At 73.0% G+C, this 2,147-nt stretch carries 2 protein-coding genes and 1 pseudogene; all 3 read left to right on the top strand.

Annotated elements, in window-relative coordinates:
- Positions 1–455 (top strand): Holliday junction resolvase RuvX (gene ruvX, locus HMPREF3086_RS15205; protein ID WP_246831011.1); only part of this gene is annotated, 455 nt, incomplete at its 5' end.
- A gap of 95 nt (positions 456–550) precedes the next feature.
- Positions 551–1,723 (top strand): endolytic transglycosylase MltG, encoded by a 1,173-nt coding sequence (gene mltG, locus HMPREF3086_RS15200; protein ID WP_061228670.1) that lies wholly within the window; start codon positions 551–553, stop codon positions 1,721–1,723.
- Positions 1,724–1,775: 52 nt separating this feature from the next.
- Positions 1,776–2,147, top strand: a pseudogene (locus HMPREF3086_RS15195) (shikimate dehydrogenase); the annotation flags it as partial.

Below are 2,147 nucleotides of genomic sequence, written 5' to 3'. Positions count from 1 at the left end.
CCACCGGCGCGGCCTGGACCCGCGGGCGCCGGCTCGGCCTGGACGTGGGCACCGCCCGCATCGGCGTGGCCTCCTGCGACCCAGACGGGATCCTGGCCACCCCGGTCGAGACCATCCGCGTGGTCGACGGCGACCCCGGGTGGGCCGCCGAGCTCCGGCGGCTCGGCGAGCTGATCGCCGAGTACGACGCCGTCGGCGTGGTCGTGGGGCTACCCACCTCCCTCAAGGGGCGCGAGACCGCCTCGACCGCCATGGCCCGGTCGTTCGCCGACGCGCTGACCACCGCTTCCCCGGAAGTGCCGGTGGAACTCGTCGACGAGAGGCTGACCACCGTCACCGCCGGCGCGGCCCTCCACGGGGCCGGTCGCAACACACGTAAGCAGCGCGACGTGATCGACCAGGCCGCCGCCGTCGTCCTCCTCCAGGCCTGGATCGACTCGCGGCACGCCCGCTGATGAACGGCGCGCCGACCGGCGGTGATGGCCAAACTGCGGCCGAGCACGATGCTGTCCGACGGGCAGCTCCCCTTCAACCCTGACCGAGGAGCACCATGTCTGCGGCACGAGGACGCTCACGCACGAGCGGCACCACCAGGTTCCTCCTCCTGGCGGCCGTGATCGGGGTGGTCCTCGCCTTCGGCTTCATGGTCTACCGCAATCTCAACACCGAGGTCGCCGCCGCTCCCGACCACGAGGGAGAGGGCAGCGGCAACGCTCTCCTGCACGTCGAGCCGGGCGACACCCTGGGCGTCGTGGGGGACCGCCTCTACGAGATCGGCACGGTCGCCAGTACCCGGGCCTTCACCGGCGCCGCGGCCGGCACGCCCGTCGAGGGCATCCAGCCCGGCTACTACCAGGTGCGTCAGGAGATGAGCGCGGCCGCCGCCGTCGAGGCGCTGTCGGACCCGCGGAACCGCGTCGGGATGGTCGACGTCAAGCCCGGCGGCCGGCTCCTGGACACGGTCGTCGTGGGCGGCGGCACCGAGAAGGGGATCTTCACCCTGATCGCCGACGCCACCTGCCTGCGCGACCTCGACGCGCCGGACGAGGCCCCGGCGTGTCGACAGCCCCAGGAGATCGTGGACGCCGCCGCCCAGGCCGACCCCGCGGTGCTGGGCGTCCCCGACTGGGCGATCAACGAGGTCCGGGCCGCCCCGGACCCGGTGCGCCGACTCGAGGGCCTCATCCGGCCGGGCGTCCACACCATCGACCCCCGCTCCGAGCCCGTCGACATCCTGCGGCACCTCATCGAGACCTCCACCGCCGCCTATGACGAGACCGGTCTGGTCCCGGCGGCCCAGCGGATCGGCCTGACCCCGTACCAGGTGGTCACCGCGGCCTCGCTGGTGGAGAAGGAAGGTCTGCCGCAGGACTTCGACAAGGTCGCCCGGGTCATCCTCAACCGCCTCGCCGAACCCATGCGGCTGCAGTTCGACTCCACCGTGAACTACGCTCTCGCCGATCAGGAGATCGCCACCACTGACGCCGACCGGGCCGCCCGGACCCCGTGGAACACCTACGCCATGGACGGCCTCCCCTATGGGCCCATCGGCTCACCCGGACTCGAGGCGCTCCGCGCCATGGAGAACCCGGCCGACGGGCAGTGGAAGTACTTCGTCACGGTGGACATGCAGGGGACCACCCGCTTCGCCGACGAGTACCCCGAACACGAGCGCAACCAGAGCGAGGCGATCGCCAACGGGGTCCTGGCAAGTGGACGCTGATCCCTTGTCCGCCGGCGCCGGGCCGCGGTCGGCGGCCGTACTCGGGCACCCGGTGGACCACTCTCTCTCCCCGGTCCTGCACGGCGCCGCCTACCGCGCCCTCGGGCTGGACGACTGGACCTACGAGCGCATCGACTGCGACGCCGACCGCCTGCCGTCCCTGGTCGACTCCTCGCCGGCCCACCGGATCGGATACTCGGTCACGATGCCCGGGAAGTTCGCCGCCCTCGCGCACGCCAGCGAGGTCAGCGACCGCGCCCGCATCGTCGGCAGCGCCAACACCCTCGTGCGGCGCAGCGGCGGTTGGTACGCCGACTGCACGGACGTCGACGGGGTCACCGGGGCCCTGGCCGAGTTCGGCGACCTGCCCGCCGCGCCGACGGCGGTCCTCCTCGGCGTGGGCGGCACCGCCCGGCCCGTCCTG

Source organism: Dietzia sp. HMSC21D01 (assembly GCF_001815995.1).
Lineage (GTDB): Bacteria > Actinomycetota > Actinomycetes > Mycobacteriales > Mycobacteriaceae > Dietzia > Dietzia cinnamea.
The sequence above is the reverse complement of the archived record's forward strand: the minus strand, read 5'-3'. Positions and strand labels throughout refer to the sequence as shown.

Bases quoted from the DNA above. Each gene is read 5' to 3' on its own strand.
- mltG (WP_061228670.1), top strand. From the start codon at position 551: ATGTCTGCGGCACGAGGACGCTCACGCACGAGCGGCACCACCAGGTTC.